Source organism: Sporosarcina sp. NCCP-2331 (genome assembly GCF_023707945.1).
Lineage (GTDB): Bacteria > Bacillota > Bacilli > Bacillales_A > Planococcaceae > Sporosarcina > Sporosarcina cascadiensis.
Genome location: NZ_BRCD01000020.1, coordinates 54,949 through 78,674, shown reverse-complemented (window position 1 = coordinate 78,674; position 23,726 = coordinate 54,949). Strand labels below are relative to the sequence as shown.

The 23,726-nt window shown below is 45.9% G+C and carries 19 protein-coding genes and 2 riboswitches; of the genes, 6 read left to right on the top strand and 13 right to left on the bottom strand.

Annotated elements, in window-relative coordinates:
- Position 1: 1 nt before the first annotated feature.
- Positions 2–613 (top strand): response regulator transcription factor, encoded by a 612-nt coding sequence (locus NCCP2331_RS12500; RefSeq protein WP_153722513.1) that lies wholly within the window; start codon positions 2–4, stop codon positions 611–613.
- Positions 614–1,140: 527 nt separating this feature from the next.
- Entirely contained in the window at positions 1,141–2,454 is a 1,314-nt protein-coding gene (locus NCCP2331_RS12495) for a D-serine ammonia-lyase (RefSeq protein WP_251671074.1), read from the top strand.
- Between the two features lie 274 nt (positions 2,455–2,728).
- On the opposite strand, the gene thiW is transcribed toward NCCP2331_RS12495, so the two are convergent.
- The 4 genes from thiW to thiM are packed head-to-tail and all read right to left on the bottom strand — an operon-like array spanning position 2,729 to position 5,497.
- On the bottom strand, positions 2,729–3,217 hold the full coding sequence (gene thiW, locus NCCP2331_RS12490) for an energy coupling factor transporter S component ThiW (RefSeq protein ID WP_251671072.1): 489 nt from the start codon (positions 3,215–3,217) through the stop codon (positions 2,729–2,731).
- A 7-nt stretch (positions 3,218–3,224) separates the two neighbouring features.
- Entirely contained in the window at positions 3,225–3,887 is a 663-nt protein-coding gene (gene thiE, locus NCCP2331_RS12485; protein WP_251671070.1) for a thiamine phosphate synthase, read from the bottom strand.
- Complete coding sequence (thiD, locus tag NCCP2331_RS12480; RefSeq protein WP_251671069.1) at positions 3,888–4,703, bottom strand: bifunctional hydroxymethylpyrimidine kinase/phosphomethylpyrimidine kinase; 816 nt, start codon at positions 4,701–4,703, stop codon at positions 3,888–3,890. It abuts the gene before it with no gap.
- Between the two features lie 23 nt (positions 4,704–4,726).
- A complete protein-coding gene (gene thiM, locus NCCP2331_RS12475; RefSeq protein ID WP_251671067.1) occupies positions 4,727–5,497 on the bottom strand; it encodes a hydroxyethylthiazole kinase in 771 nt (256 codons plus the stop codon).
- A gap of 59 nt (positions 5,498–5,556) precedes the next feature.
- Positions 5,557–5,663: riboswitch (TPP riboswitch) on the bottom strand.
- 193 nt (positions 5,664–5,856) lie between these two features.
- On the opposite strand from thiM, the gene NCCP2331_RS12470 reads away from it, so the two are divergent.
- A complete protein-coding gene (locus tag NCCP2331_RS12470; RefSeq protein WP_251671065.1) occupies positions 5,857–7,053 on the top strand; it encodes a DUF3238 domain-containing protein in 1,197 nt (398 codons plus the stop codon).
- A gap of 30 nt (positions 7,054–7,083) precedes the next feature.
- On the opposite strand, the gene NCCP2331_RS12465 is transcribed toward NCCP2331_RS12470, so the two are convergent.
- The 6 genes from NCCP2331_RS12465 to NCCP2331_RS12440 form a co-directional block, all read right to left on the bottom strand.
- On the bottom strand, positions 7,084–8,487 hold the full coding sequence (locus NCCP2331_RS12465) for a sensor histidine kinase (protein ID WP_153722520.1): 1,404 nt from the start codon (positions 8,485–8,487) through the stop codon (positions 7,084–7,086).
- Positions 8,484–9,179: a response regulator transcription factor gene (locus NCCP2331_RS12460; RefSeq protein WP_251671063.1), complete on the bottom strand. Its 696-nt coding sequence runs from the start codon at positions 9,177–9,179 to the stop codon at positions 8,484–8,486. Before NCCP2331_RS12460 ends, NCCP2331_RS12465 begins: the two co-directional genes overlap by 4 nt.
- A gap of 93 nt (positions 9,180–9,272) precedes the next feature.
- Positions 9,273–10,418, bottom strand: a complete 1,146-nt coding sequence (locus tag NCCP2331_RS12455) for a Ger(x)C family spore germination protein (RefSeq protein ID WP_251671061.1) — start codon at positions 10,416–10,418, stop codon at positions 9,273–9,275.
- Positions 10,415–11,866, bottom strand: a complete 1,452-nt coding sequence (locus tag NCCP2331_RS12450) for a spore germination protein (RefSeq protein WP_251671059.1) — start codon at positions 11,864–11,866, stop codon at positions 10,415–10,417. Before NCCP2331_RS12450 ends, NCCP2331_RS12455 begins: the two co-directional genes overlap by 4 nt.
- Positions 11,867–11,895: 29 nt before the next feature.
- Positions 11,896–12,987, bottom strand: coding sequence for an endospore germination permease (locus NCCP2331_RS12445; RefSeq protein WP_251671057.1), 1,092 nt, complete (start codon positions 12,985–12,987; stop codon positions 11,896–11,898).
- Positions 12,988–13,096: 109 nt separating this feature from the next.
- Positions 13,097–14,248, bottom strand: a complete 1,152-nt coding sequence (locus NCCP2331_RS12440) for a S1C family serine protease (RefSeq protein WP_251671056.1) — start codon at positions 14,246–14,248, stop codon at positions 13,097–13,099.
- Positions 14,249–14,927: 679 nt separating this feature from the next.
- Between NCCP2331_RS12440 and adh the strand changes: the two genes are divergently transcribed.
- Together adh and NCCP2331_RS12430 are read left to right on the top strand one after the other, a co-directional pair.
- Positions 14,928–16,469, top strand: coding sequence for an aldehyde dehydrogenase (gene adh / locus NCCP2331_RS12435; protein WP_153722526.1), 1,542 nt, complete (start codon positions 14,928–14,930; stop codon positions 16,467–16,469).
- Between the two features lie 42 nt (positions 16,470–16,511).
- Positions 16,512–16,868, top strand: coding sequence for a DUF779 domain-containing protein (locus tag NCCP2331_RS12430; protein ID WP_153722527.1), 357 nt, complete (start codon positions 16,512–16,514; stop codon positions 16,866–16,868).
- Positions 16,869–16,898: 30 nt separating this feature from the next.
- Here the strand turns inward: NCCP2331_RS12430 and NCCP2331_RS12425 are convergent, their stop codons facing one another.
- Positions 16,899–17,300, bottom strand: a complete 402-nt coding sequence (locus NCCP2331_RS12425) for a thiol-disulfide oxidoreductase DCC family protein (RefSeq protein WP_251671055.1) — start codon at positions 17,298–17,300, stop codon at positions 16,899–16,901.
- A gap of 482 nt (positions 17,301–17,782) precedes the next feature.
- Between NCCP2331_RS12425 and NCCP2331_RS12420 the strand changes: the two genes are divergently transcribed.
- A complete protein-coding gene (locus NCCP2331_RS12420) occupies positions 17,783–18,148 on the top strand; it encodes a hypothetical protein (RefSeq protein ID WP_153722529.1) in 366 nt (121 codons plus the stop codon).
- Positions 18,149–18,216: 68 nt separating this feature from the next.
- Here NCCP2331_RS12420 and metH read toward each other — a convergent pair whose 3' ends face one another.
- Together metH and NCCP2331_RS12410 are read right to left on the bottom strand one after the other, a co-directional pair.
- Positions 18,217–21,660: a methionine synthase gene (gene metH / locus NCCP2331_RS12415; RefSeq protein ID WP_251671054.1), complete on the bottom strand. Its 3,444-nt coding sequence runs from the start codon at positions 21,658–21,660 to the stop codon at positions 18,217–18,219.
- Entirely contained in the window at positions 21,641–23,500 is a 1,860-nt protein-coding gene (locus NCCP2331_RS12410) for a bifunctional homocysteine S-methyltransferase/methylenetetrahydrofolate reductase (RefSeq protein WP_153722531.1), read from the bottom strand. The genes metH and NCCP2331_RS12410 overlap by 20 nt, the downstream gene beginning before the upstream one ends.
- 80 nt (positions 23,501–23,580) lie before the next feature.
- Positions 23,581–23,690: riboswitch (SAM riboswitch) on the bottom strand.
- Positions 23,691–23,726: the final 36 nt, after the last annotated feature.

Here is a 23,726-nt window from a genome sequence, read left to right as displayed (position 1 = left end):
TATGATCCGCATTGTGATAGCAGAAGACCAAGGAATGATGCTGGGTGCGCTGGGGTCGCTATTAAATTTAGAAGATGATATGGAAGTAATCGGCATGGCGAAAAACGGTCAGGAAGCAGTGAAACTAGTGAAAGAACTGAAGCCTGATATTTGTATAATGGATATAGAGATGCCGATCAAGACAGGATTAGATGCTGCGGAAGAACTGCAGGATGAAGAGTGCCAGATCATTATCCTGACTACTTTTGCGAGAGCGGGGTATTTTGAACGCGCACGGAATGCAGGTGTCCGCGGCTATTTACTGAAGGATAATCCAATTGAAGAACTGGTGAAATCCATTCATTCCATCATTAAGGGACGCCGTATTTATGCTCCTGAATTAATCGATCTGGCTTTTGATATGAAGGAAGAAGATAAGAATCCGCTGACAGAGCGTGAAGAGCAAGTACTAAAGTTAATTTCAGAAGGAAAAACGACCAAACAAATTGCGGCGGAGTTATTTTTATCACCCGGTACAGTGCGTAATTATGTGTCGACGATCTTGGATAAGCTCGGCGTGCGAAACCGGATTGAGGCGATTTCAATGTTTCAGGAGAAGGGCTGGTTTAAATAAATTTCATTTTAATAAAATGGCTCTTCACCAAAACATGTGCTTGATAATCAATTTAATGAGCAGTTTGAGATGGGATTGCGCAGAATAGGATGGTAAATGGGAGGATACCGTTTCCCTGCGTTTCAGGAATTTTTATATGAATGGCAGTCATGAGCATGCTATTTGAGTTTATTACGTAAGAAGTGGCGTTTCATGCAATACTTAGCATTCTGCAAAGGCTTAAATTCTTGTGTTGAATGCATTTGTAAAGTCGAGAAACGGGAACACTACCAACTAAATCCACACTCTGCAAAAAAAGCAACATGTTATACTTTCCCCACATCAGCGAAGACGCAACTGCGGGGTAGGCCGTTGCTATGAGACAACTGGCGTGTTCTTCGCCAGATGGCTCATAGCGTAAGGCAATCCCCCAGCGCCGAAGCGGGTTTAAACTGCAGCATGATTTTCGCAATACATACATGACAAGTTTTCAAGAACTGATTTTGGGGCAGATCCAATAAAATTAATGTAAGGAAGAGGTGTCTGGTATGAACGACCAGAATCGAAAAGCATGGCTGGAGAAGGAGCCTTTATTGCAGCAAGTGGCAGAAATGAAAGAAGTGCTATGGCGAAACCCGTCTGTGCAGCCGGTGAACAGGGCGATGGAGAAAACGTCTCTGACACGCGAAGAGGTAGAAGACGCACGTCAGAGACTCGAACGATTTGCTCCGTACCTGGAAAAAGTATTTCCTGACACTGCTGTTAATCGGGGCATCATTGAATCGCCCCTCACTTCCATTCCTGCAATGAAAAGAATGTTGGAGCAGCAGTATAAGTTGAAGATAGCCGGTATGCTGATGCTGAAGCAGGATAATGCTCTGCCGATTTCAGGTTCTATTAAAGCACGCGGCGGTATTTACGAAGTGTTGAAACATGCAGAAACACTGGCGCTTGACCATCAATTAGTAAATGACACGCAAGATTATCGGCAATTCGCCGAACCGGTCTTCAAAAGTCTATTTGCGCAGCATAAAATAGCTGTAGGATCGACAGGGAACCTAGGACTGAGCATCGGCATCATGAGTGCAAAGCTGGGTTTTAATGTAACTGTACATATGTCTTCAGATGCAAAGCAATGGAAGAAAGATTTATTGCGGTCAAAGGGTGTTGAAGTCATAGAGTACGAAGATGACTACAGTAAAGCGGTGGAAGAAGGAAGGCGCCAGGCGCAGGAAGATCCATTCTGTCATTTTATAGACGATGAAAATTCAACTGATCTTTTTATGGGCTATGCAGTCGCAGGCGAGCGTGTTGCCGCGCAGCTGAAAGCACTGCATATCAAAGTAGATCGAGAGCATCCGCTTTTTGTTTACTTGCCTTGCGGAGTAGGCGGAGGGCCCGGCGGAGTCGCATTTGGTTTAAAACTGGCTCTCGGCGACCACGTACATTGTTTCTTTGCCGAGCCGACGCATTCGCCGTGCATGATGATCGGAATGGCAACGGGACTGCATGATCAAGTATCAGTTGCCGATTTTCATTTGGACAATAAAACTGCGGCTGACGGACTGGCAGTAGGCACTGCTTCTGCATTCGTCGGAAAAACAATGGAACCCTTCCTGGCCGGATGCTACAGCGTTGCAGATCATACGTTATTCAAGTTATTGAAAAACTTGGCAGACAGTGAAGACATTTGGCTGGAACCATCTGCGCTCGCAGGCATGACAGGTCCTGTCAAGGTTATAGAGTCTCACGTCCCAGAGGCAGATTCCGAAGAAGCCGTGCATCTGGTCTGGGGCACAGGAGGAAATATGGTGCCTGAAGAGGAAATGCAAAGCTATTATGATCAAGCCGGGAAACAATGATTTTATTTCCCGGGAAATCGACAAAAACAGCGGTTCAGAGAGTTATGCTACATAACTTTCTGAACCGCTTTTTAAAATGAAATGGTATTTACTATAGTTGCTCATAGCATGTCAATGAATGATCATAGACGTTTTCCAGCCGATCAAACGAGGCTGACGGGCGCTCCTAGTCACTAGCCGTCCGATCATAGCAACTCAATGCACGATCATAAACCTGCTATGGACGCTCATAGCCTCGCAGAGTTTTCATCAATTCCCCATATCTCGCTAAAATTCAGTGTAAATCCTGAAATAACTTCAGCTTCAGCAGTCTTGGTACCAGTAAAAGGCCGATAACGGAACCGCTTACTGTCGACACGAGAAACGGAGGCAAGAAGAAGAAAGCTGTAACAGTCGTACCCATCAGAATCTTTGCATAAGGTACGGCAAACACAGGTGCGATAAAGCCTGTGCCGATTATTTCACCTATGCCGGCTGTCCAATTCCGTTTGTACCTCTGATAAAACAGCCCGGCTAACAGTGCACCGATCATTCCGCCGGGAAGCGCCAGCAAAGAACCGGTTCCTGTCAGGATTCGCACCAATCCAGTCACAAAGGCCACTAGCACCGCTGCGCCCGGCCCCATGACGATTGCCACGATTACGTTGACGGCATGCTGAATAGGATAGGCTCTCGCTATTCCCGCCGGAAATGAAACAAAGGCAGAGCCGGCAACAGCAATTGCCGCAAACATCGTCATAAAAACCATTTTTCTTGTATTCATCGCAACCTCATTTATTTAGAATTAATGTAATTTCTTTAGAAAAAGACTTTGCTGCTTCCTGAGGGTTTTCAGCGGAAGCGATGGCTGAGATGACCGCCACGCCGTCTGCGCCGGCATGCAAGGCGGGGATGAGGTTAGCCAAGGAAATGCCGCCGATTCCTACAATCGGCATGTCAGGAAAAGCACTGCGCATTTCTCCAATCAATTCGGGGCCTACAACAACGGAAGCATCTAATTTCGTCGCAGTCGGATAAACCGGGCCGATTCCAACATAGTCAGCTCCGATTGCTTCAGCAAGCTTCATTTCATCCAGATTGTGGGCAGAGACGCCGAGCCATTTATCAGGACCGATGCGCTTGCGCACAAGAGCCGCCTGTTCATCGTCCTGCCCTACATGGACACCGTCAACATTAAGGGCTAACGCAAGATTGACGTCATCATTGATAATGAAAGGAACGCGGTAAAGCCGGCACAATGCCTGACACTTTTTTGCAAATCCAAGCAGCGCATCTCCCTGCAACGCATTTTCTCCCTTTTCACGCAGCTGGAAGCAAGTAATCCCGCCGCGGAGGGCAGCCTCTAAAACAGCCAGTGGCTCCTGATTGTGTACATTCGGGGTACCCATAATAAAATACAGACCCATCGCTGTCCGCACGTCTGCCCTGCGCATTTAGTGCATCCCCTTTTTCAGCTGACCGTAAGCCCAGTGATTTGTCGGTCCATGACCAGAACCCAGGCGTAAGCCGTGTTCAATAGCAGCCTGGATAAATTGTTTTGCTTCTGCAACTGCATCAGTCATAGAATAGCCCTTTGCGATAAATCCGGCTAAGGCTGCCGCAAATGTACAGCCGGTCCCGTGGGTGTCTTTCGTCTGTACCCAAGGAGTCGTCATTGTAAAAGATTGTCCTTCACAATCAAGGTAGTAATCCTTTGCTTCGAGTACGTCGCAGCGATGACCGCCTTTTAAAATGACCGCATGTGCCCCCATACTAATGATTTTCTGTGCAGCATGCTGAATGTCTTCATCGCTGACAATTTTCATTTTCGTGAATACTTCTGCTTCTGGAATATTGGGTGTGATGATTGCAGCCATCGGTATTAGATGATCTTTCATTGCTTGGATTGCTTCTTGCTGCAATAACGAATGACCGCCTTTTGCGATCATAACAGGATCGATTATAAGAGGGAAAGGTGGATATTCCTTCAATACAGCAGCAACAGCAATGATAATTTCAGCTGAAAACAGCATCCCTGTTTTACATGCTTTTACATCAAAATCATCCAAGACAGCACGTATCTGGGCTGTGACGCCGTCCGTCGGCACAGGATAGACACCGTGAACGCCATGAGTGTTTTGTGCAGTTACAGCCGTCAGAACAGAAGTGCCGAACACACCAAGTTCTTGAAATGTTTTCAAATCTGCCTGGATACCGGCGCCGCCTCCGCTGTCTGATCCCGCAATAGTCAATGCTACATTTACCGTCAATGAAAAAACCCCCTTACTCCTAGTTACACTAAAAACGTGTTATGGTCCCGATCCAGTGTATGTAATGTGTTTAAGAAATTTACTGCGAAATCGCCGGGTCCTGCTGAAATACCGGCTGAAACTTCGCCTGCCCGTTTATAAAATGAAAGCGCATCAGCAGCTGCTTCCAGCGGCGATTCGCTTCCTACTGCCAGGAAAGCACCAACTACTGAGCTTAGCAGACAGCCTGTTCCAGTGATCTCAGTCATAGAAGGATGTCCGCCTTCAATAAACAATGAACGATGACCGTCCGTAACGATATCTGTTTGACCTGACACAGCAACTAAACAACTGTGGCCGATGGCAACCTTTTTCGCGATTGCTTCTATATCTGCGCTGCCTTCTCCCGCATCTACGCCTTTCGCTTTCCATGGGACATCGGCTATGGCTGCGAGTTCGCCGGCATTGCAGCGGATGAGGGTGACATCAACTGCAGCCAGCACTTTGAGAACGCTTGCTTTTCGAAACGCTGTAGCTCCAGCACCGACAGGATCAAGCACGACAGGATTTCCGGCTGTTCTTGCACTGTTGCCGGCGAGGATCATGGCATCGACAGTTTGCTGCTTCAGCGTGCCGATATTCAAAATACTGCAGGAAGCAATTTTTGCGATATCTTCAGCTTCTTCTATTGCATCCGCCATTACAGGCGATGCACCGATTGCGAGCAGTCCATTTGCTTGAAAGTTTGCCACTACAAAGTTCGTGATGCAATGAACGAGCGGCTGTTCTTTTCTAAGATGTTGAATTAGCTTCATGTTTCCCTTCCTCTCAATAAAGGTATATATACAAAAAACCCATACAAAGATGGGCAGGGTATGAAAACTACCCACTTCCCTCCGCTAGCAAGTACTAGAACAGGTTCCAAGGGTTTGCCAGACAGCATCTCAGCTCGTAAAAATTAAAGCACCCCTAGTGGTGAATATGATTCAGATACATTAATTGTATCATAAAATTTTATAAAGGATAAAACCAGACAGGAATGTGAAGGATAAATAATATAAAATGATCGGTTGAGCACAAGAAAAACGGCATGGCAACTAAGTCGGAAGATGTATAATTGTCTGAAGTGAAACAGAAGATTTATGCATAATAGATAAAAAGGAGCAGATGATAAATGAAACCTTTATTTGAAATTCAAAGTATGACCCATTCGTTAGATGAACTGACCTTTTCTTGGAGTGATGCAGGAGGATATTACCGTGTCTATAAAAACGAGCAGCAAGTATATGAAGGAACAGCTGCGGAATTTACAGACGGAGAATTAGATCCGAGACATCCGTTTCAATACACAGTTGAGCGTGTAGAGGATAATCAGGTCAGGGACGTCATTGTGATGCAGACCTCCGCGCTGACGCCGACTATGGAAGGCGAGCATCCTTTGCAGCGGATCGTCATCACGACTATTGCCGCCGCTTCACAAATCGCACTGTCCTGGGAATGGATCAAAGGAGTGAAGAAGTTCGATATTTACCGAAATGGCAAGTATTTGCAGACGGTAGAAGACAATCGCTTCATTGACCGGGAATGCTCTTTATCTGAGTCCGTTACCTACAGCATTTCAGGTACACGCCCGTTGATTGACAGTAATCATCGAATGAATGTCAGCAAGTCGATTGCGGCGAAAGTATTTGACGCTGTTACACCGAATAATCCGGAGAGCGAACCGACGAAGGAAGTCTATACGTTTACTGTACACGTGAAACGCCGCGATCAATTACTGCAGCCGGTCGCAAAGCGGAAAAAGGTAAAGCAGTTGGACCAATGGAAATTCCGTTATACCACATTTCTGAAGGAAGATATCCTGAAAAATCCGAATCTGCTTTCGCCGTTGCCTTATTTTACTGGAGATGACCGTGATTTCGACCCGGAAGGAAAGAGTTTTCGGACGCGGGTGAACATGGAAGGGCAGTTTGACGGCAAAGAAAGCCCGCTTCAATTCACGAAATCAGTCGGTCCGTCGATTGGGCTGAACTATTTAAAGCGGTATAAACGCCACGGTCATGCATCAGTGGACGGAATTGTAATTAAGCGTCTTGAAGGTGAGCCGAAAGAAATCAATTTTGAGATTAACCATGATGTAGGAAATCCGCTCACTGCTTCACCGCCGATTCACTATGAGGTGAAAGGCCATCTGGACTGCGATGGAAATATTGACTTGGTGGGCTATCATAACAATGCGCCTCATCATGAAATCTATCTGTCGCTTGACGATGCGGACTGGCAGACGATTCATCGCTCAGAAAGTGATGGGCTGGCATATTTATCCGGCGTGCCAGGGGATAATTATTGGCGTTTTATGACATGTAATTAAACAGGAAAAAGCCGCTTATTGAGCGGCTTTTCATTTTGGCAGACGGATGGAAAATTTCGTTCCCTGACCTTTTTCGCTATGCACTTCAATGGTGCCTCCATGGAGAATAACTAGCTGTTTAACAATTGACAGACCAAGCCCGAATTCACCATACGGAGTGGAAGTCCTGGACATGATCGCCTTATAGAAGCGGTCCCATATCTGTTCAATTTCTTCCGGGTCCATGCCGATTCCTGTGTCTTCAATTTCTAAAATAGTTTCAGAGGCCGTTTCATCGCCTCTCAATGTAATGGTGCCATTTTCACAAAACTGAATACTGTTTTTCGTGATATTTATGAGGATTTGCATCAAGCGGTCATAATCCGCCTTGACTGACAGTCGATCAGACGCATCGACAATCAGCTTGTTTTGACGTTCCTCAGCTGCGGATTCGAGTTGGTCGGCTGTCATTTCAAACAGTTCCTTTACAGGTAAAGCCTGTTTATTCAGCTGGATTTGATTGGCCCGAATTTTTTCGTAATCAAGATTCTCATTGACCAGACGAATGAGCCGTTTGGATTCCTCCTGAGCCAATCGAAGCGCTTTATCCTGCTCCTCAGCAGAAATCATATGCTCCCGCAGGCCTTCGATTATTCCGCGGATTGTCGTAAGCGGCGTGCGCAGTTCATGGGAGACATCCGCCATGAATTGCCGTCTGCGATTCTCTAGAGAGTCGATTTCTGTCATCGAAGTTTCCAGTTTTTCAGCCATTTCATTGAAGTCTTTAGATAGTTCGCCGATTTCGTCAAACTCTGATGAAGGCACCCGGACTGTATAGTCGCCGCCAGAAACAGCTGCAGCCGCTTTTCTCAGCCGCTGAATTCTGCGGACATGAAGAATAGACAGCAGTCCGCTAAGCAGCAGAGCCAGAAGAACGCCTGCCCCAGTCGTATAGAGGACGTAATGATTCATCTTCGAAATAATTGCGCTCGATCCGGTGATAGGGGACGTCAGCAGGATGCCGCCAATAAACTGCTGTCTTTCAAAGTATGGCAGCAGCACGAATGTAACTGCCTCATCAAAGCGTTTGAGCTCCTGTCTGACTGTCACTGACTGACCATTTTGCAATGCATTCCATTCTTCCTGATTCAGTTCGATTAACGCAGTCTTCAGCCCGGTGGAATAAATGATGGAAGATCGTCCATTGAACAGGCTGTATTGGATCGACCGGGCATCTAAGACATGGCCGTAGGATTTCAAAATAGATTCTGTTCCGCGATTGCTTTGGCGCAGGTCGGATAAAATTGCCTGTCCATATGTTGTAAGTTCATCTGTTTTTTGTTCGTAAACTACGTTTTCCAAGTAATGTGTCAGCAATAGACTGAGTACCAGAACAGTCAGCAAAATGACGCTGAAGTGACTGAGCAGCTGCTGATAAAATGTTTTAATCTTCATTGGATTGTTCCGGAGCTTTCATCGAAACGGTAGCCGACGCCCCATACGGTATGGAAAAAAGAATGATCCGGCAGAGACAGCTTTGAACGGAGCCGTTTAATATGCACATCGACTGTCCGGTCATCTCCATAAAAATCATATCCCCATACCTGATCGAGCAGCTGGTCGCGCGAGAATACCTGTTTAGGATGCCGGAGGAAGAAGTGCAACAGATCGAATTCCTTTGGTGTCAGATTGGAAACCAGCTTGCCCCGCACCGATACTTCCCGTGTATTCGGATTCAGCCGGAAATAAACTGTGCTGATTTCCTCATCACTGCTTTCATCTTTCGCAGAATATCTGCGTGTAACTGCCTTGATCCGCGCCATTAATGCAAGGGGGCTGAAAGGTTTCGTGACATAATCATCCGCACCCGTTTCAAATCCTCGTACTTGATCCGCTTCGCCATCTTTTGCGGTAAGCATGATGATGGGAACTTCTATGCCTCGTTCTCTGATTTTGCGGCAAATGGTCAGGCCGTCAAGATCAGGCAACATCCAGTCAATAATCAGGCAGTCCCACGAAGATTGGACCGCGCGTTCATAACCATTCAGTCCATTTGCTTCGAATATTCCTTCGATGCCCTCTTTTTCGAAGAATAACCCAATCATCTCAGAGACGCTTTCATTATCTTCTATCACTAGAATTCTCATTGCGGCACCTCCTAACGCCTTTGTACTTAAAAATAGTACGAAACTGCAGAAAATGCAATGAAGAGTGTAGAGGTCTTTGAAATGTCTAAAGAATTACTTCTTAATTGTCTCTTTAAAAGACTTGCGGTCTGAATTTAATTTGATAACACGCACCTGTAATTTTTCGAATGAATCCTCCGTTAAATTAACCCGACCATTTTCTTGGATTTTTTTCCAGGTCTCTAATTCTTTCCGGTACAGCTGCTCAGAAAAACGGTATATATCAATATCTTTGTCAATAGCATCATGATAAGTCGCCATGATCTGACGGGATACTTCTTCTTCAACTTCCTTTTTGATCTGCTTGACCGTAATATTACCTTTGATACTGCTTATATTTGCCTGCAGCTCGATCTCTGCATTAAAATTTACTTCATGAGTAACGTTGGGTTCGATTTTTACTTTCACATTTTCAATGATTACTGTCATTTCATTGCCTTCCCCGGTTTTGAATGTAACTTCTCCTCTTTTTGTTTCATTCGTCATCCACTGGATACCGAGCGCCTTCTCACCCGATATGTACCCTTTGAATCCATCTCTCGTGATGACCCCGACACCTGATAATTCGGGAGCCTGTATAGACTCTTTCATCGATTTCCAGTTTTCTTCAATAGTAATGAGAGGGATGGTTGCTTCATAGCCGGGTTCATCTAATCCGATTATTAGCTTGCGCAAGTTGACGGGAGGAATGAAGGATTCCTGTTCATAGGAATTTTCCGGATCCCCCAGCTTAGACAGAGTAATCGCTCTGTTGATGACCGGCCGTATCAGCAGAATGTCTTCAACAGAATCCTGCGTAGTATAAATCCAAATTTGATAACGGGTTTCACGATAACGGATAAAGCTGTCAATAATTGGTGAAACCTTTACATTCTTCATGACTTCTTCTGAAACAACCAGATACGAAAAATGTCCCCAAAACAATTTTTGATCCATAGAATGGTACAGCTGATTAATCGCATCATCTAATGTGTCTCCGGATGCATATCCAACCTCTGCCTGAGGATGATCTGTGGTCGGCTGATCATTTTTTGCAGTATTGGCGAAGTCGATCACTTGCGTATATACTTCATATTTCCCGTCCTTAAAATCAACGCCCATTCCATTGACATAAAGCATACGCTCCGGTTCATTCATATCCCAGCAACCGGACAGCAGGACAGCAGAGCCGATGAGTAAAAAGAAGGCGACTCTGTTCATTTCTTCACTCCTTTATTACGCTTCTTATCTTTGGGATCCAGAAAATTTGGACGCTCTTTGTATTGAGGCGGTGATAAACGAAAAATGGTTTTCTGAATGTTCTTCCAGCTTAAATCAGCCGCTATATTCATATATGGAACACCGAATGTCCGGATACTCGACAAATACAGCAAGGTAAAGTACATTGACAAATAAAATCCAAACAGACCAAAGAAAGCAGTCAACAGTATGAAACTAAAACGCAGCAGACTGACAGCTGTCACGAGAGATTGATTAACGAGTGTGTACGTGGCGATTGTAGAAGTGGCAATAATGACAATCATCGCAGGACTCGTCAACCCTGCCCGGATGGCTGCATCGCCGATAATGATTCCCCCTACAACCCCGATTGTGTTGCCGATTGCAGAAGGCAGACGCAGCCCGGCTTCACGGAAGAGTTCAAACATGCCGAGCATAAGCAGCATTTCAAAGGCAGAGGGAAAAGGCAGCCCTAAGTTCGCCTGGACAATCGTAGCGAGCAGCTGGAGCGGTAATTGGTTTTGATGATAAGTAGTTAAGGCGAGCCAAAAGGCAGGCAGTAATAATCCGATTAAAATACTTGCCACACGCAGAATACGCTGAAAAGAACTGTAGAAAATCGGATATTCATTATCCTCTGATGTTTTTAGCAGTAAGAACATATTGACAGGAGTGATGACGGCATAAGAGCTGCCGTCCACTAAGACTATAAAACGACCGCGTGCCAGTGCCTGAATTGCATTATCGGGACGTCCGGTGTAATCGGTCCTGGGAAAAAGCTTTGCGCTTTTATTGATATTTTCCATTAATAAATCGCCGCTGAATACGATATCCGTGTCTACTTGATTCAACTGGCTGCGTATCTGTGTCAGCGTATCCTCGCTTGCAATGTCATCAAAATACAATAAGGCCACAGCTGTTTTGGAACGTTCGCCCAGTTCAAACTTCTCCACACACAGTGAGTTCGTGGGCAGGCGCTTTCTCAGCAGTGCGATATTAACGGAAATATCTTCAATAAAGTTGTCGCGCGGACCTTTCACAGGTACTTCTACGCGTGTCTCTTCAGGATTCCTGTTCGGTTTTTTCGCGATATTGCCTGAGATCAGTAAATCTTCTTCTATAAAATACAGCAGCACATGGCCTGTATAGACTAGAGAAATGATTTCCTCTTTTGTCTCAGGAGTTTTTACGCCGGGTATGTGCAAATGGGACGGAATGGCCTGTTCAATCTCCAACAGTTCCGCCTGGCTGCACAGCAGCTGGACACGAGGAACGATGACTTCATTTAAAAGCTGCGTGTCAATCATCGCGTCGCATGTGATGAATTCTACAGAGTGCGAGGAGAAATGATAGCGCTGGAAATGGACGTCGGCAGATTTTTGGAACAATTGTTTTAATGTCTCTTCATTGATTTTTTCATTAGGCAGCATAGCTTCTCACCTTTTTTGTAACGATATAGTCAGTTGCCTGTTTTAGATGTTTTTCTTGATAGAAAAGCGGCTATTGTCATAATGCCAGTGAGCAGTAGTAAAAAGAAAAGTGTTACGATTAATAGATAATCTCCCTTTAATTTCAAAAATGTATGTTCACTCATTAAAAAAAGCGACAGACTCGTGAAGAACAGTGCCGGTCCTGCTATATTCCAAATCTTCTTTTTATCGCCGGTCCATTTCAATAAGTCTGCAGCAATATAGAGCAGAAAACCGACTCGGATAAAAGCGCCTGTTAGCCATTGGTAGATAGATAAAAAATCCAAGTGTTCAAAGAAACGCCCGATGGCTACGAGCCCCCATTCTTCGTAAGCGGGATATCGCTGTTTCATGGCTTCCACAGGACCAAACTCTGTTATAGCCCCTACAAGCGGCCCGGTGGTCAGTCCGACTAAAATGAATAGCATAAAAGCAAAGTGGTACCACCGAAAACGATCTTTGACGCGGTGCTGAAGAAATAATAGCAGCACCAGCTCGATAAAACCGGACGCCGGATACATCATGGATATCAATACGGGCCGGAAACCATGCTCCAAAAAGGGTCTCAGTAACTCATAATCCTTCACTTGTATATTCGTAAAGGCTACAAAAAAACCTAAAATAACCACCCAGAACAGCACAAATGCATTCACGATCACAATGGTTTGAAGATCTGTATTGACCAGCAGGATGCACAGTATGCAGTAGATCAGCAGCATGGCAACCAAAGGAGTGTTGGGCAGAAAGGAAGCCGCAATCCACTGTAAAACTTCAGCCATTGTAAAAGCGGCCATCACTAGTAAGTAGACCGCGGTTATATATCGGAAACTGGCAGCGGGCACGGTGCCGATGGCTGATATCAGCCAGTCTCCTATATGTTCGCGGTTACTGCCCTTCTGAATGTATAGAAAGAAAAAAAATAACGGAAAAATAACAGCCGCCGCTAACAGCACAGACATCCAGCTGTCCCGCCCGGCATCCTGTAAAAGAGACGGAATAATGGTCACATGATTCTTCAATCCAATTACCGTCATCGAGAGAAAGATGACGTGAAGGACGCTGATTGATCCAGTTTGGTTCAAATAAATCCCTTCTCGCATGTAGTGATACAGTTCAGCTTTGCCGAAAAATCAGTATTTTATAATCTGCGATCATAAAAAAAGGACAGCAGATTTGCTGTCCCGGCTGACGTTACTTCAATTGGCTGCCTGTCAATGTAATATTCAGCTCTTGTTTTATACCGCCGCGGTAGATGGTTACGTTCGCTTTGCTGCCGATTTCAAGTTTTGAATAAAGATATTTTCGCAGATCAAGTGAACTTTCTATCGTGTCGCCATTGATGCCAGTCAGTACATCTTGTTCTTGCAATCCGGCTTTTTCAGCGGCAGAACCAGGTTCGACGGCTGTCACCATCACACCACCTTTTACAGATTCTGGCAAGTCTTTAACATACATATAGGGGATATTTGCCAAGTCGGCAAGGCCTATGCCAAGATATGGCCGCTCAATTTCCCCATGTTCTGTCAGCTGTTCCACCAGAGTTTTGACTTCATTGCTTGGAATAGCGAAACCAATGCCTTCTACTCCGCTTTGCGCCACTTTCAAGCTGTTGATGCCGATTACTTCACCTTGCGTGTTGAATAAAGCGCCGCCGCTGTTTCCGCTGTTGATGGCGGCATCTGTTTGAATGACTTCTGTCTGCCATGTTCCGGCGGAAGTATTAACGTCTAAAGTGCGTGAAGCTGAGCTGACGATGCCTTTCGTTACCGTTCCGGAGAAATCCAGACCAAGCGGATTGCCTATCGCGATGACTGAGTCGCCGGCGCGGACCTTGTCAGAATCTCCTAAGGTTACCGCATCAGAGGCATATTTTTTATCAATCTGCAGAACAGCAATATCAGTTAACGCATCGGTTCCGAGTAGTTCAGCTTTTGCTTTTGTGCCTGAGCTCAGAGTGACTTCGATTTTTTGTGCATTTTCGATGACGTGATTATTAGTGACGATATACGCATGATCTCCGTCTATTTTATAAATAACGCCAGAACCGGTTCCCACCGGTTGTTCACTGGAGGCTCCTGCAAAACGGTTGCCTGCAGATTGATAATTTACTACACCGACAATAGCCTTCGAAGACTGCTCGACCATATCCGCCAATGAATCTGCTGAAGTCGCGGATAATGATTCGACGCCGTAGGAGGGAGCTGCCGCACTTGCGGTTTCTATCTTGGTCTCCGGCTTAGAAGTGAGCAGATCTGTGTTGACCACGACACCCAGAGTGAGCATAGACCCTACAACACCTGATCCTACAATGGATAGCACTCGTTTAACTGTATTGTTTCCCATATTGAAAACCCCTGTCATTTGTATTTCTTTCATCGTACAGCGAAGTTATGAACAAATTATTAAGGAATCATTACCAATCTATGAATAAGTGAAATTTATTACGACTAATAAAATTACAGGTTTGCATCATAGTTCTAAACAATTTGTCTTGTACGTGTTATGGAGGTTTGAAGTTGGTATAAGTTTGAAGTTTTAATGAGTTTCGGCGCTGGGGATTGCCATTCGCTGTGCGATTGCCGACGAAGATTGCAGCTGCCTGTCAAAGAAGCTTAGCGGATGATCATAATACCCGCCCAAGCGCTCATAACCCGGCCCCAGCCGCTCATATACACCGGTCGCGTGATCATTCGGCTCGGCCGCATGATCATACCTGATCCTGCTGTGATCATTGAACCGTACCCTGCGCTCATAGTCGCTCCGCAATTGCACCTTTGCTAGTGTGGGAGTGCAGGACATGTGGCTTTTCGGTATGTGTCATGCACCTGTTTTGGTGAAGAGCCGAAATAACCTATAGTATTTAGTTGAAAGAGTTGTAATTTCCAGGTAGAATAAAAGATAGTTATTGTAAGCGCATACATTTTGCATAAGTTTTTCCTGTTGTTCGTATAGTGGCTTTATGTGCAAAAAGTCTGCACTGGCATACAAGCAAAATAAGAGAGAATAGGGAGTGTGACGCAGTATGGTACAAGCTTCAGAAAACAAGGTTTATGTAAATCCGAATACAGAAGGTTCTATTGTTCAATTTAAAGAACGCTATGATAACTTTATCGGCGGTAAATGGACAGCACCGGCAAAGGGACAGTATTTTGATAACTCGACTCCTGTAACAGGCAAAGTATTCACACAGGTGGCAAGATCTACAGCAGAAGACATTGAACTGGCACTTGACGCAGCCCATGCGGCGAAGGAAGCCTGGGGAAAAACATCCGTCACTGAACGCTCAAATATTTTATTGAAAATTGCAGACCGCATCGAAGAGAATCTCGAGATGCTGGCGGTTGCAGAAACTTGGGATAATGGTAAAGCGGTCCGTGAGACATTAAATGCTGACCTGCCTCTGGCGGTGGATCACTTCCGTTATTTCGCATCTGCTATCCGTGCACAGGAAGGTGGTATCAGCCAGATCGACAACAATACGGTTGCGTATCACTTCCACGAGCCGCTTGGAGTAGTAGGGCAGATCATACCTTGGAATTTCCCCATTCTGATGGCTGTCTGGAAGCTTGCTCCGGCACTCGCGGCTGGTAACTGTGTCGTCTTGAAGCCGGCTGAGCAGACACCTGCATCCATTTTAGTATTGGTGGAGCTGATTGAAGACTTGCTGCCAGCAGGTGTGTTAAACGTAGTAAATGGTTTCGGATTGGAAGCAGGAAAGCCATTGGCATCCAACCCGCGCATCAGCAAAATTGCTTTTACAGGCGAAACGACAACAGGCCGTCTCATTATGCAGTATGCTTCCCAGAACTTGATTCCGGTCACGCTGGAGCTCGGCGGGAAATCACCGAACATTTTCTTCGAGGATATTATGGATGCAGACGATGCGTTCTTCGATAAAGCAATTGAAGGGTTCGTTATGTTTGCCTTGAATCAAGGAGAAGTATGTACATGTCCATCCCGTGCGCTCATCCAAGAATCGATTTATGAAAAATTCATGGAACGCGCTTTGGAACGTGTAAAAGCAATTAAAACAGGTAATCCGCTGGACCCTGACGTTATGATGGGTGCACAGGCATCTACAGAGCAAATGGAGAAGATTCTTTCCTACTTGGATATCGGAAAGCAAGAGGGTGCAGAATGCCTGACCGGCGGAGAGAAGAATGAGTTGGAAGGCGAGTTGGAGGATGGCTATTATATTAAGCCGACAGTATTTAAAGGTGATAATAAGATGCGCATCTTCCAAGAAGAGATCTTTGGTCCGGTTGTAGCAGTTACGACGTTCAAAGATAAAGAAGAGGCACTTGAAATTGCCAATGATACGCTGTATGGCTTAGGTTCGGGCGTTTGGACGCGTGATATGAATACTGCTTATCGTTTCGGGCGCGGCATCCAGGCGGGCCGTGTATGGACGAACTGTTACCATGCATATCCGGCACACGCTGCTTTCGGCGGCTACAAAGCTTCGGGCATCGGCCGTGAAAACCATTTACAGATGCTGGCGCATTACCAGCAGACGAAAAACATGCTGGTAAGTTACGATGAAAATAAGCAAGGTTTCTTTTGATCAAATCTTTGTATGAGATTTGAAGTGAATGGAGGAATTGCCATGCCAGACCGTGTAACTGCAACAGATGAAGCATTGGCTCTCATTGAACTGCTGAAAGAGAAGCATGGTCCATTGATGTTCCATCAGTCAGGCGGATGCTGCGACGGTTCTTCTCCTATGTGCTATGAAGACGGTGATCTGATCGTCGGTGATCAGGATGTGCTGTTGGGCCATATCGGCGGAGTGCCGTTCTATATGATGAAAAGCCAATATGAATATTGGAAACATACGCAGTTAATCATTGATGTAGTGGACGGACGCGGCGGAATGTTTTCACTCGAAGGAGTAGAAGGAAAACGTTTCCTGACCCGTTCCCGCGCATTTACTGATGAAGAATGTAAGCAGCTGATTTCATGAAGAAAGCCTTCCGGCGACGGAAGGCTTTTCTCATGCAATAAAACGTTTGCGTTCTTCTGGAGTTGGAAGCATACAGGATAATTCTTTTTTACCGAACCACTTGTAGCGGTTGACTGCAACATAATCATATACACGGTCACGGATGGCCGGCGGCACCACGATGAAAAGAAAGGCGAGGTGCCATAAACCGTCGAGTTTCTTCGCAATACGCAAGGCAGCACCTGATTTCGTATGGGCTTTGCCATTTTCAATTAGGACCAGACTGTCTACATCATCTGGAATATGATATTTCTCGCGCAGCTCTTTACCGACATCATCCTGCAGGGAAGCAAATGAAAAATGCTGATAAGGATCTCGCTTTATAATAAACTGGACGCTTGCATCACAAAAGTTACATTCACCGTCAAATAATACAATCCGATTTCGTTTCATACAAAATCTCTCCTTCAAAAATTCGTTATAGCATACTATACCCATTCCTTGCTGTCCCTACGCATACGAGAGAATCTCTATATTTCTTTTATATCATAGAAACAAATAATGAGATAAAGGCACTTCACCAAAACATGTGCTTGACAGTCTATTTCACGAATTTGACTGTAATCACTCAGTATAGGATGGTAAGTGAGTAGGAGACCGTTCCCCTGCGTTCCAGGCGGAAGCGTTCTGGAGGGCCCGCGGTGAGCCGACTTGGTCGCAAGCTCCCGCAAGTCGTCTCACCTGTCGGGCTGATCCTCCCAGCGCCGAAGCGGGTTTAAACTGCAGCATGATTTTTTAACACATACATGGCAAGTTGTCAAGAACTGATTTCGGGGCAGACCCGAGAAAAAAGCAGGTTATTTTTCACTTAACCATGTCGCTAGCCCGTAATAATTCTGAAGACCCGCATGTAATAGGGTATAGGAGGTGAAATGATGATGAATCAAGGAATGCCTGGAATGCAGGGGATGCAAGGAATGCAAGGAATGCCTGGACAACAACCTGGTTTCCCTATGCAGCCGATTGTCTGTCCAACGCAATACCGCTATAATGACTGCTTTACTCAGCAGGAATTTCCTGTTATCCATCCGATCGTCAACGTCAATCGCCACCATGTAGTAGGTGTGCCTCAACATTACTATACAGAGTCGACTCAAGACGTCATGGGTAATACATTAATGCCTGGAATGGGTCCTGCTTCACAAGGCCCTGGAGGGATGGGCGGTGGATGCGGACATGGGCACGGATGCGGATGCGGACACGGACATGGACACGGACGCCGCAGAAGATGTGGCCGCTAATCATTTCCCGAAATAGTAAAAACCGCTGTCTCCCCTAATGGAGACGGCGGTTTTTGTCCGTTCTACTATTATTCCACATTGAAATATCTTGCGTCCGGATGTGCAAAGACGATTGCGGAAACAGATGCTTCAGGTTCCATCATAAATTCTTCAGTCAGGATAACACCATGATCTTCAGGCTTGATCAGGCCGAATAATTTCGCTTGATCTTCCAGATTAGGACAGGCAGGATAACCGAATGAGAATCGCTGTCCCTGGTACTTGGCAGCAAAACGTTCACGCATTGTGAAGTCTGTCGGATCCGGGAAACCCCATTGGTCACGGATTTCCTGGTGAATTCTTTCAGCAAATCCTTCTGCCAGTTCCAGAGCGGTTGCTTGGAATGCGTGGCTCTCCAAGAACTTGCCTTGTTCTTTCAGCTGGTTCGCATAATCACGTACGCCTTTACCGGCCGTAACTTGCATGAATGCTACATAATCCATTTCGCCGCTGTCGACTGTTTTCAAATAGTCGGCTAAGCACAGGAAGGGTTCTTTATCTTGGCGGGGGAATGTGAACCGCTCGATTTCTGTTTTGGAATCTTCAGGATCATAGATGATGACATCGTCTCCGTCTGCCTGGGCAGGGAAGAACTGGTAGATCCCGGAAGCTCTCATTTTATCGGACTTCAAGAAGTCAGTCACCATTTCATGCAGCTGTACTGCGCGCTCTTCCTTATTTTCCAGCATTTTATCGACATTGCCGCGCAGGCCGAGATGATGGCCGATCAGTGTGCGCATATTCACGTATGGGTGCAAGTGTGCCACTGAGTAATCTTTTACTACACGTCTGCGCAGATCCGTCGGTACGAACACAGGAGCATCTGTGCGGACGGTTTTAACAGGACGCACCGCTACAGCAACGGCTGCATCTGCTGTACGGCTCGCTTTCTTCGCATCATTGATTTCACGTTTTTCAAGACTTTCCTGAAGTTCGTCCAAGAGAGCATCTTTCCCGTCGCTCTGCAGACGGTTAGCCAAATCCAGACCCTGCATCGCGTCTTTCGCAAAAATAACAGGTCCATCATATTCAGGTGCAATCTTTGTTTCAGTAAAACGTCTTGTCAGTGCCGCACCGCCGACCATAACAGGTGTATCGATTCCGGCAGCCTTGAAATCTTGAGCTGTTAAGACCATTTGCTGTGCAGATTTTACGAGCAATCCGGAAAGGCCGATGATATCGGGTTTTTCCTTACGTATCACATCGATCAGTGTAGCAGGCGTGACTTTGATTCCAATATCGATGACTTTAAAGCCATTGTTGCCTAAAATGATCTCAACCAGGTTTTTCCCGATATCGTGCACGTCACCTTTAACAGTAGCAAGAATGATTTTTCCTTTTCCGCTGTCGTCCTCTTTCTTTTCCATGAACTGTTCCAGATAGGAAACAGACGCTTTCATCACTTCCGCGCTTTGCAGAACTTCTGCAACGATCAGCTGATTATCATTGAATAAACGCCCGACTTCAGACATTCCTGTCATCAAAGGTCCGTTAATGATATCAAGAGGAGAGTCATAGGTTTTCAATGCAGTCTCCAAGTCAGGAATCAAGCCTTCTTTTGTTCCTTCTACTACATAGTAAGCAAGGCGTTCGGGAACAGTTTTTGGAATATCATCTTCCGTTTTCTCTTTCTTCTTATCCCGGTAGAAGTCGGCAAAATCGGCCAGCGTTTCATCGGTCGTCGTAAATAGTAAATCATTTGCAAGTTTAATTTCCGCTTCAGGAATAGAGGCGAAACGTTCGAGTTTTTCTGTATTGACAATTGCGTAATCAAGACCCGCTTGCGTACAGTGATATAAATACACTGCATTCAGAACTTCCCGTCCGACCGGCGGCAATCCGAATGAAACATTACTGACTCCTAAAGTAGTAAGAGTCCGGGGCAGCTTCTCCTTGATTAAACGAATCCCTTCAATCGTCTCGACCGCTGAACCGATGTACTGTGCATCGCCTGTTCCGACAGGGAAAACGAGCGGGTCAAAAATAATATCTTCAGGCGGGATCTGCCATTTATTCACAAGCAATTCATAAGAACGCTCAGCAATTTCCAGCTTTCGCTCTCTTGTCACAGCCATTCCAATCTCATCAATCGTACCGACAACTACTGCGGCACCGTACTTTTTCACAAGGGGTAACACTGCGTCAAACCGTTCTTCCCCGTCTTCCAGGTTTATCGAGTTGATGATCGCTTTACCCTGAGAGTACTTCAAAGCTTCCGCAATGACGTTCTCATCTGTCGAATCAATCACCAGTGGAACCTTTACTTTTTTAACTACTTCTTTCATGAAACAAGTCATATCGTACAGCTCGTCACGATCAGGATTGGCAAGACAGATATCCAGTACATGCGCACCGCGTTTTACTTGTGCACGGGCGATTTCAGAGGCTTCTTCAAACTTTTCATCCACAATCAGCTGCTTAAATTTACGGGAACCGATGACATTCGTCCGCTCACCGATCAGCAAAGGACGCAGCGTGTCATCATAAAGCAGCGGCTCGATGCCTGATACTGCATGACCGTGCGCTTCTTCCGGCATCTTACGCGGTGCTTTGTCTTTGACTGCGTCACGGATTGCGCGGATATGTTCAGGTGTCGTACCGCAGCATCCGCCGACCATATTCAGCCAGCCTTTGTCTGCGAAACCTTCCAGTTTCTTTGAAAGCGACTCTGGTGATTCGTGGTAATGTCCTTCTTCATCAGGCAATCCGGCGTTCGGATAGCACGTGACGTAGCTTGTCGCCAAGTCTGATAATGAACGCAGATGATCCGTCATAAACTCAGGACCCGTCGCACAGTTCAAGCCGACAGACAAAGGCTGAACGTGTTCGATCGAAATGTAGAATGCTTCAATGCTCTGCCCCGCAAGTGTTGTGCCCATTGGCTCTATCGTTCCCGAAATCATAATCGGCACTTCGCGTCCCAGTTCTTCAAACGCTTTTTTAATCCCGATGGTGCCGGCTTTGACGTTCAGCATATCCTGACTCGTCTCCATTAGGATCAAATCGCATCCTGCCTCAACAAGTGCCTGCGCCTGTACATAGAAATCATTCGAGAGCTCATCAAATGTAATGCCTCCGGTAACGGAAAGTGTCTTCGTAGTAGGACCGATTGCGCCCGCAACGAAACGAGGCCATTCAGGCGTTGAGTATTTAGCTGCGCTTTTCTTCGCTAATTCGACTGCTTTTGAATTGATCTCATATGCGCGGTGACCGAGAGAGAACTCATTCAGTACAAGGGGAGTGCCGCCGAAAGTGTTGGTGCAAATAATATCAGCACCTGCTTCCAAGTATTCGTCATGAATTTTCTCTAAGATATCCGGCCGTAAAACGTTTAAGTATTCATTACATCCGTCGTATTCTTCTCCGCCAAAATCTTCTGTAGAGAGATCCTCCGCCTGCAGCATGGTCCCCATCGCGCCATCAATAATCAATATTCGTTTGTCTAGTTGTTCTTCAATGGGATGTCTCTGCATGTGTTAATTCCCTCTCCTTCTGCTCATCCAGCTGTTTAATATATTGGTTCAGTTCAAGTGTCATATCATAACGTAGGAACGGTGTGATCAAATAGATTCCATTGAAATACTGCGCTGCCGTGTCAAGCAGTTCTTTAGCAATCTGAATCCCGGTTTCTGTTGCTTTCTGACGGTCATCACCGCAGTCGCGCATACGTTCAAGTACTTCATCAGACAGCTTGATCCCCGGTACTTCGTGGTGTAAAAACTCGGCATTGCGTATATTTGTCAAGGGCATAATCCCGATGAAAATAGGTGTATCTAAATGTTTTGTAGCCTCATAGACATCGATAATTTTTTCCTTCGTATAAACAGGCTGTGTAATGAAGTAATCCGCGCCCATTTCAATCTTCTTTTCTAAACGCTGAACCGCCCGGTCGAGTACGCGGACATTTGGGTTAAACGCAGCGGAAACAGAGAAGTTCGCTTTCTTGCGCAATGGCTTGCCGGAGAATGAAATCCCTTCATTCAGCTGTTTGATCAGCTGCAGCAGTTCCATGCTCGATACATCATAGACGCTTGTGGCGCCGGGGAAGTCCCCAACTTTTGTCGGATCGCCTGTCACGGCCAGAATATCATGGATGCCCAAAGCGTTGAGCCCCATTAAATGAGACTGCAGGCCAATCAAGTTATGGTCGCGGCACGTCAAGTGTACCAGCGGGCGTACATTATGCTGCATCTTGATGATCGAAGCCATTGCCATATTGCTGATTCGCGGTGAAGCAAGTGAGTTGTCTGCCATTGTCACGGCATCTACTCCTGCATCATAGAGCAAGTTTGCTCCTTTAATGTACTCTTCTGTTTCTAAGTGGCGCGGCGTGTCCAGCTCTACGATAACGGTGCGCTCTGTCTTCGCCTTTTCATGGAGCGGCTGATGTTTCACAGGGCCTGCTTCCTGAATCATGATCGGTTTTGCCGGTGCTACCACTTTCTTTTTGATCGGCTCTAAACCGGCTAATCGAGTTTTAGCGGCTTTAATATGTTTTGGCGTCGTACCACAGCATCCGCCAATTAAGCGCACACCCTGATCGCGAAGCAAAACAGCAGCGCGTCCGAAGTATTCCGCTTCTGATTCATATACGATGCGGCCATCTTCTACGTCGAGCAGGCTCGCATTCGGATAAGCAGATAAAAATGCCTTCTCAGGAAGTGTCACATTTTCAAATGCCTGAATCGTATGGTAAGGGCCTAAACGGCAGTTAACGCCGACGACGCTTGCACCGAGTGACTCGAGCTGATGCAATGCTTCATTTAACGACATCCCGTTTTGCAGGACGCCGGGGTCATGCATGGACACTTGGGCAATCAACGGTACATCTGTAATTCCCCGCAGTGTGGAAATAACTGACGACAATTCTTCAAAATCATAGTACGTTTCCAGCAGCAGACCGTCCGGATCTCCGGAAAGCAGCGCGTTTGCCTGTTGAAGAACGACTTGATTGATTTCATCTAAGCTGGCATCACTCTTTCGGATACCGCGCAAACCGCCGATTGTCCCGAGAACAAATTGTCCACCCGGCGCAGCCGCACGTTTGGCAATTTGAATTGCTGCCTTATTGAACTCCGTAACGCGACTTTCTAAACCATAACGAGCCAGTTTCACAGCGTTCGCACTGTACGTATTCGTCTGAATAATATCTGCGCCCGCTTCTATATAATCCTGATGAATTTTCTGTACAATTTCCGGTTTTTCTATATTTAATTCTTCATAACAGTAATCAATCCCGTAGGAATACAGGATAGTACCCATTGCCCCGTCAGCTGTCAGGACATTTGTTTGAAGTTTCTCCAGTAATGACATCGTCAAATCTCCCCTTTGCTTTGTCTAATAAAAAAAAGCCTTCAATTAAAGAAGGCTTTGTAATCAAAATGATTAGTTCCCTCTCATCTTTCCGCATGCTGTGGAGCATAACGCTGGAAGTAGCACCTTGCCGATAGGGCTGGTTGCTGAAGCGTCATAGGGCCAGTCCCTCAGCTTCTCTGGATAAGATATGTTTCTTATTAAATTATTTCGATAATTCTAATCA

Bases quoted from the DNA above. Each gene is read 5' to 3' on its own strand.
- NCCP2331_RS12500 (WP_153722513.1), top strand. From the start codon at position 2: ATGATCCGCATTGTGATAGCAGAAGACCAAGGAATGATGCTGGGTGCG.
- NCCP2331_RS12495 (WP_251671074.1), top strand. From the start codon at position 1,141: ATGAACGACCAGAATCGAAAAGCATGGCTGGAGAAGGAGCCTTTATTG.
- thiW (WP_251671072.1), bottom strand. From the start codon at position 3,217: ATGAATACAAGAAAAATGGTTTTTATGACGATGTTTGCGGCAATTGCT.
- thiE (WP_251671070.1), bottom strand. From the start codon at position 3,887: ATGCGCAGGGCAGACGTGCGGACAGCGATGGGTCTGTATTTTATTATG.
- thiM (WP_251671067.1), bottom strand. From the start codon at position 5,497: ATGAAGCTAATTCAACATCTTAGAAAAGAACAGCCGCTCGTTCATTGC.
- NCCP2331_RS12470 (WP_251671065.1), top strand. From the start codon at position 5,857: ATGAAACCTTTATTTGAAATTCAAAGTATGACCCATTCGTTAGATGAA.
- NCCP2331_RS12465 (WP_153722520.1), bottom strand. From the start codon at position 8,487: ATGAAGATTAAAACATTTTATCAGCAGCTGCTCAGTCACTTCAGCGTC.
- NCCP2331_RS12460 (WP_251671063.1), bottom strand. From the start codon at position 9,179: ATGAGAATTCTAGTGATAGAAGATAATGAAAGCGTCTCTGAGATGATT.
- NCCP2331_RS12455 (WP_251671061.1), bottom strand. From the start codon at position 10,418: ATGAACAGAGTCGCCTTCTTTTTACTCATCGGCTCTGCTGTCCTGCTG.
- NCCP2331_RS12450 (WP_251671059.1), bottom strand. From the start codon at position 11,866: ATGCTGCCTAATGAAAAAATCAATGAAGAGACATTAAAACAATTGTTC.
- NCCP2331_RS12440 (WP_251671056.1), bottom strand. From the start codon at position 14,248: ATGGGAAACAATACAGTTAAACGAGTGCTATCCATTGTAGGATCAGGT.
- adh (WP_153722526.1), top strand. From the start codon at position 14,928: ATGGTACAAGCTTCAGAAAACAAGGTTTATGTAAATCCGAATACAGAA.
- NCCP2331_RS12430 (WP_153722527.1), top strand. From the start codon at position 16,512: ATGCCAGACCGTGTAACTGCAACAGATGAAGCATTGGCTCTCATTGAA.
- NCCP2331_RS12425 (WP_251671055.1), bottom strand. From the start codon at position 17,300: ATGAAACGAAATCGGATTGTATTATTTGACGGTGAATGTAACTTTTGT.
- NCCP2331_RS12420 (WP_153722529.1), top strand. From the start codon at position 17,783: ATGATGAATCAAGGAATGCCTGGAATGCAGGGGATGCAAGGAATGCAA.
- metH (WP_251671054.1), bottom strand. From the start codon at position 21,660: ATGCAGAGACATCCCATTGAAGAACAACTAGACAAACGAATATTGATT.
- NCCP2331_RS12410 (WP_153722531.1), bottom strand. From the start codon at position 23,500: ATGTCATTACTGGAGAAACTTCAAACAAATGTCCTGACAGCTGACGGG.